This is a genomic window from Paeniglutamicibacter cryotolerans (assembly GCF_014190875.1).
In the GTDB taxonomy this organism is placed as follows: Bacteria; Actinomycetota; Actinomycetes; order Actinomycetales; family Micrococcaceae; genus Paeniglutamicibacter; species Paeniglutamicibacter cryotolerans.
In genome coordinates, this window is sequence record NZ_JACHVS010000004.1 from 1 (window position 1) to 5220 (window position 5220).

Sequence of the window (5220 nt, forward strand, 5' to 3'; positions counted from 1 at the left end):
GGTCGCGGAGCGTCCACCGTACCTTTGGATGCATGGCACTTAAAGGATCATCCGGGGCTTCGCTTGGTGGCGGGGTCGTTCACACCCGGAGGAAGAAACCCCGGCAGCTAAACACCGTCCCATGCTCCGTCTGTGGAGCCGGCAAGGGTCAGCCCTGCTTTGAGTCGGTCCCCGGGCGCGGTCTCCGAGATCTGCCCCGCGTCCATGTTGGGCAGGGTGCCAAGCACTCATGAGTCAGTCACCCCATGGGGCCCCGCCAGTGATGGGCCTTGCCGAGGCGGCCCGTAAGTGCGGCGTCTCCGTCTCCACTCTTCGCCGGCGCAAGGATGCCCTTGTAGATGCCGGTGCCACGGTGTCCGATAAGGGGTGGCAGATACCCATACCGGCCCTAGTCTCCCTTGGGTTTCTGGGTAGCACGACGCCACCCCCTGACGCCCCGGTCACTACGGCCGTGCAACCTGCCACGACACCCCCCGCTGACATCCCCCGTGACACCTCCCTTGTCGAGCTTGAATCACTGCGTGCCAGACTTGCCGATGCGGAGCGTCGTGCTGAGGTTGCCGAGGCGGTGGCGACGGAGCGGGAGCGGACAATCCAGGTCCAAGCGGTGGCCCTGCGCATGTTGGAAGTTGGCACCCCTGCACCGATGGCAGGTGGCCCTCCAGGCACCCCCGGGAATGGCACCCCCTCCAGTACCCCTGACATACCTGTGGAGCCGTCAGAAGGGCACACGCGGCCTGCGAGGGGATGGTTTCGCCGCCGCCGGGGCTGATGGTCAAGAGACACATGGATGGCCAGCGTGTTTAAATACCGGGGGAGGCCCCGTCAGGGCCTCCAGCCATCACGTTCTCGGAGGATTACCCCGCATGGATTTTCAGGTATTGATTGACACCCCCGGCTATGTCGCCGCCCTCGTGGATGGCGAGCTGGTGGAGGCTGATCTGTCGTTACTGTCCGGTGCCATGGTCCCGGCCCTTGTAGCCGATGCCCTGACGCACGACGCCAGCCCCGTGCCGGCATGGGCAGCGTTCAACGCGTCCGTCATGTGTGCGGGGCCGTCTCCCGAATAGCTCCAGATACAGCAATGCCCGGGCCTCCCGGCCCGGGCTGTCTGGTCTACCCCTGTGCGATCGTGGGCCAGATAGGCGCCGTCCTAGGAAAGTAGCCCTAGTTCCTTTGCGTCAGCGCAAACGGGTGTCGCGCTCTTTGGGTCAAGGTTGAAGCACGCGGTTCCAACCATCCTTTTCATATCTTCTTCTTTGTTCCATTCCATCCCCCATGGGGCCGGATTATCAATGCCGGCCTGTGCGTATTCCGCGAAGCTTTTGCAGTCCTCCAGCGGGTGCATGTAGGGCGCGTTAAGTTCGGTGTCCGAGGTGTCGTCTGTCGCGGTGGCGCTTATCTCGTCATACTCTTTGCCCTGCTTCTCTACCGCGTCGGCGCACGTTGTCGATACTTTCACTGCCTCCGTCGTCGGTTCGGACGGAGCCGCCGGGGTTGACGATTCCGCCGGGGTTGACGATTCCGCCGGGGTTGACGATGCCACCGGCGCCGGTGGCTCCGAGGCCGAGCAACCTGTTAGCCCTAGAGCAATGGCCGCGATGGCAAGGGGGATGATCTTTTTCATTCCCCCATCTAATCAGTGCTCGGCTCACATAAAGATTGTGTGACCACGATGTTTGTGAGGCCAGGTGAATCCTGCATCCTGCCCCTACAGCTCGGGATAGGTGCCCTCCAGCGTTGCCATGGTTTCCATCCAGCATGTGGCCTCTATTGCTTGATCGAGGCCCGACAGGGCCGCGCTCACGGCGCTGGCCGTCTCCGTGTGCTGGTCGTTGAGACTGTCCGTTCCCATGACGATGCGGCCCTCCCGGGCCAGTGCGTCGAGCTGGTCCCGTAGTTCGCGGATCTGTCCGTAGATACCTGATGCCCTTGTGTTCACTGCCCTGTGTCCCTTGCCTGCTTCAGACCATCCAGGCCGGTCCTGCGCGCCGCGTGAAGAGTGCCGGCCCCGTAGGGCCGGCACTGTCCTACTAGGCCGCCAGATCCACTCCCAGCGCCTTTGCGCGGCGGTAGAGTGTCGCCCTGCTCATGCCCCGCTTGGCGGCCGCTGCGCTTGCCGACATGCCGGCCTTGATGTCCCGGGCGGCCCCGTGGATTGAGTCATCACTGTGCGTAGCCGGCCGGCCTCCGAGGTCGCCTCCAGCGGCCGCACGTTTGGCGTTGCTGTCCCTGATGCGCTCCGTCTTGATGGCCAGCTCCATCTCGGCCAGTCCTGCCATGACGGTGAACATGAGCTTGCCCATCGGTGATCCCGTGTCGACATCCCCGCCTCCGAGGTTCAGCACCCGGAGGTTGACGCCTGCGCGCTCGAGCTCCGTTGCCAGCTCCAGCATGTTTGAGGTGGACCGGCCCAGCCGGTCCAGCGTCGTGACCACCAGTGTGTCTCCGGGCTGTAGGGCAACGCGTGCGGCGTCGAATGCCGGCCGGCTTGCCTTGCCGCCGCTGACTCCGTTGTCGACATACATGTCATCGGCCCGGACGCCAGCGGCCGTGATGTCCTGTACCTGCCTGTCACTGTCCTGTCCGCGTGTGCTGACTCGTGCGTATCCGATCAGCTTGCCAGTCGTAGCCGTGTTGCTCATGATGTCTTGGTCCTCGAAAGTGTCTCGAAAGGGTCGATGATGTAGTGAAAGCGTAACAGATGTTTTGCAACATGGTTATGCAACACTCAAGCCTAGTGTTTCCGAGGGTGCGAAAGTGTCTCGCCGAAGTGTCGCAGAACCGATCGGTTAAGAGACATCGTGATCTCAAGGTCCCTTGAATTTCCACCGTCCCAATTTCATTGCGAAGAACTACACTTTCACCGACGACCGACGATCCCGACGGAGGCCCAGAGACAACAGCGGTTCACGCGCTACAGGTACTTGCAGATCGAGTGCCGCCGATTCTTCAAGCGCTTCAACCAGGTTTCCTGCACACGCCAGTAGCTCGTCCCATGCCTCCTCCGTAATCTCGTCATCATCGATCGCAACAAGCATGTCGAAGATGACTCCATCGGCGCTCTCTTCATACACCTTGCCCAACCGCCCACCGAGAAGACGGATAGAAACCTCGATGTCCTGCAGCTCGTCCATCGATTCCTGCCATGCCCACGTCACCCCATTGAAGTCGTGCCCGTGTGCAGCTGCATCCTCCCGAAACTTACTCACGCGAAGTCCCACAGCAAAACGCTGATTCATGTCCCTCAATTGCTTGATTAAGCCAAGGTAGGCAGTGAGGCGTTCCTTCTTCAGCCATTGCTCATTGGCCGTACGGCGAGCCAGCTGAGCGCCGACCAGCACGCCGGCCAACGGCAGCACGATCGTCGCAATATCTTTAACGATGCCCAAGATGTCTTTCGCTATTCCCCAGTCCATAGAGCGAGCTTATAGTCCGCTCGTGAACGTCTCGAAAGGCGTTGGCTGCGAGACGATACAGCGGGGTCCAGAGCGTCGATTGCCCCCTGGGGGCGGGGGGGCACCCCGTACAGGTGCGCGCTTTGCCCGGTTACGTTTAGCAGTTAATCAAGCGGACGGGTCCCGGGGTTTTGCAGGTGCCGAGATCCGCGCCAGCACTGGGATGCAGGCCGCTTTGCCGGGGCAAGACTCGGGGTCAGGTTCGGAGGTGGGGCGGAGCCCCGAACCCGGGCCCGGTCATCACCGCACGTAGTCGACGCCTTCGACCGTTTACGGGTTTACCTACCCCGGGATCACAGCCGGAAGTGGGAGGCCGTACTCCTTGGCGAACCGGCGCACCTCGGGATTCCCCGCCGCCTCCTTGTTGAACCGTGGCCCGCACTCCCGGACGGTGCGGGTCCGCTTCCCGTTGGTCACCTCCCGGCGGGCGACTCCCCGCTTCTTGTTCACATACTCGGTGACGGGCTGGAGGTGTGCCGGGTTGCAGCAGCGCGGCCCGGCAGTGCAATCGTCAAGGTGGTCGAGCTGCCGATTGAGGGCAGTTCCGCCCATGAGCATCACCCACAGCGCGCGGTGAGCGGGCCAGGCTGAATCGTAGACATAACCTTTGCGATTGGTTCCGCTTCCGGTTCCCGCTGGGTAGAACTTCGCATAGTCCCCACGGAGGTAGTCCTCCGATTCTGGCCCTTCGTTCGCTGAAGATCGACGGTAGATCCAGCATTCGTTCTCAACACGGATACCCTCGGCCAGGCGTTCCAGGTTTCGCGGGTGCTGGAGGTGCAAGCCTTCGTGTTCGCGGCAGTACCAACGGCCCCCCATTTTGCGGCCATTCGTCCTATCCTCGTCGAGATGCCACCTCGTGCAGTCATCGGCATGGCACTGGCTGCGCCGACGGGCATCGACACCTCGGCGCTTCGGACTAGCCAGTTCTCGGGCCCTTCGCTTGTCGTGCTTCTTGCATAGCGTGTTCGCGTGGGCCTCGGTGTGGCACCCGTTGATAGTGCAGGGTCCGCCATTCTTACCCGCCAGGGTAACCTCCAAAAGTGGGGAAAAGTTTTCCTCTAAAATGGCATAGTAAAGCCAAGAGAAACTGTCAAGTACCCAGCGTATCAAAGGATTTCACTAGGGACAACACCGCAGCGTGGAGTGATCGCCTTATTAGTAATAAGGGCATCATCTCCACCATGGGTCGGGTAGGGCGCCAGCCCGGACCGACTACCCCACTGAAGGGCTTCACTCCGTTCAGACGGCCTGTCATTTCCTGACCCGATCGATTCGGCTCGGTATTGACATAGCCCACCACCCAGGGGCATTCGGATGGTGAGAGTCAGGAAACGATGGACCCCCTAGTGAATCGAGACCCACTTACGGCGGGGAAGGATTCACTAGGGGGATCGGGAAAGTTTGATTCGGACGGAGCCGGTCGAGGTTTCCTTAGAACACGCTACGGGTATTACTCGCCTGCGTCAGGACTGGGATGTGTTGGTCAGGTCGGGAGGGCCGTACACGCCTTCTCCCGTTGGATTCTCTAGCGCCCCGAGTCTGCCTTGATGCGCACCGAACCAACTCGGTGAATCCTTTTTTCTCCCTACACCCGGGGACAAGCCGGTGGCCCTTCATCCTGACTCGGCTTCGGCATGCCGTGGATGGGTAGCGCGCAATCTGCCAGGACTCGCGATACACTCATATGGAGTTGTTTATACAAACATCAGAATAGCCGAGCGCCTGCCAGGGCCTCGGCTATTCGCCTTTTAAGGCGTGT

At 61.4% G+C, this 5220-nt stretch carries 7 protein-coding genes; 2 read left to right on the top strand and 5 right to left on the bottom strand.

All coding sequences use genetic code 11. The features are described from left to right. Positions 1 to 32 precede the first annotated feature (32 nt). Both E9229_RS20190 and E9229_RS18100 read left to right on the top strand, forming a co-directional pair. Entirely contained in the window at positions 33 to 233 is a 201-nt protein-coding gene (locus E9229_RS20190; RefSeq protein ID WP_425570112.1) for a zinc finger domain-containing protein, read from the top strand. Between the two features lie 633 nt (positions 234 to 866). After that, positions 867 to 1070, top strand: a complete 204-nt coding sequence (locus E9229_RS18100) for a hypothetical protein (protein WP_183513170.1) — start codon at positions 867 to 869, stop codon at positions 1068 to 1070. Positions 1071 to 1153: 83 nt separating this feature from the next. Here the strand turns inward: E9229_RS18100 and E9229_RS18105 are convergent, their stop codons facing one another. From E9229_RS18105 to E9229_RS18125, 5 genes are all read right to left on the bottom strand, one after another. Then, complete coding sequence (locus tag E9229_RS18105; RefSeq protein WP_183513171.1) at positions 1154 to 1627, bottom strand: hypothetical protein; 474 nt, start codon at positions 1625 to 1627, stop codon at positions 1154 to 1156. 84 nt (positions 1628 to 1711) lie between these two features. Further along, positions 1712 to 1942 carry a hypothetical protein gene (locus E9229_RS18110; protein WP_183513172.1) on the bottom strand — a complete coding sequence of 77 codons (231 nt, stop codon included), beginning with the start codon at positions 1940 to 1942 and terminating at the stop codon, positions 1712 to 1714. A 91-nt stretch (positions 1943 to 2033) separates the two neighbouring features. After that, positions 2034 to 2645 carry a recombinase family protein gene (locus E9229_RS18115; protein ID WP_183513173.1) on the bottom strand — a complete coding sequence of 204 codons (612 nt, stop codon included), beginning with the start codon at positions 2643 to 2645 and terminating at the stop codon, positions 2034 to 2036. 210 nt (positions 2646 to 2855) lie between these two features. Beyond that, positions 2856 to 3419: a hypothetical protein gene (locus E9229_RS18120; protein WP_183513174.1), complete on the bottom strand. Its 564-nt coding sequence runs from the start codon at positions 3417 to 3419 to the stop codon at positions 2856 to 2858. Between the two features lie 321 nt (positions 3420 to 3740). Next, complete coding sequence (locus tag E9229_RS18125; protein WP_183513175.1) at positions 3741 to 4010, bottom strand: hypothetical protein; 270 nt, start codon at positions 4008 to 4010, stop codon at positions 3741 to 3743. Positions 4011 to 5220: the final 1210 nt, after the last annotated feature.

Excerpts from the sequence above, each read along its gene's own strand:
- E9229_RS18105 (WP_183513171.1), bottom strand. The coding sequence starts at position 1,627 with ATGAAAAAGATCATCCCCCTTGCCATCGCGGCCATTGCTCTAGGGCTA.
- E9229_RS18125 (WP_183513175.1), bottom strand. The coding sequence starts at position 4,010 with ATGGGCGGAACTGCCCTCAATCGGCAGCTCGACCACCTTGACGATTGC.
- E9229_RS18120 (WP_183513174.1), bottom strand. The coding sequence starts at position 3,419 with ATGGACTGGGGAATAGCGAAAGACATCTTGGGCATCGTTAAAGATATT.
- E9229_RS18100 (WP_183513170.1), top strand. The coding sequence starts at position 867 with ATGGATTTTCAGGTATTGATTGACACCCCCGGCTATGTCGCCGCCCTC.
- E9229_RS18115 (WP_183513173.1), bottom strand. The coding sequence starts at position 2,645 with ATGAGCAACACGGCTACGACTGGCAAGCTGATCGGATACGCACGAGTC.
- E9229_RS20190 (WP_425570112.1), top strand. The coding sequence starts at position 33 with ATGGCACTTAAAGGATCATCCGGGGCTTCGCTTGGTGGCGGGGTCGTT.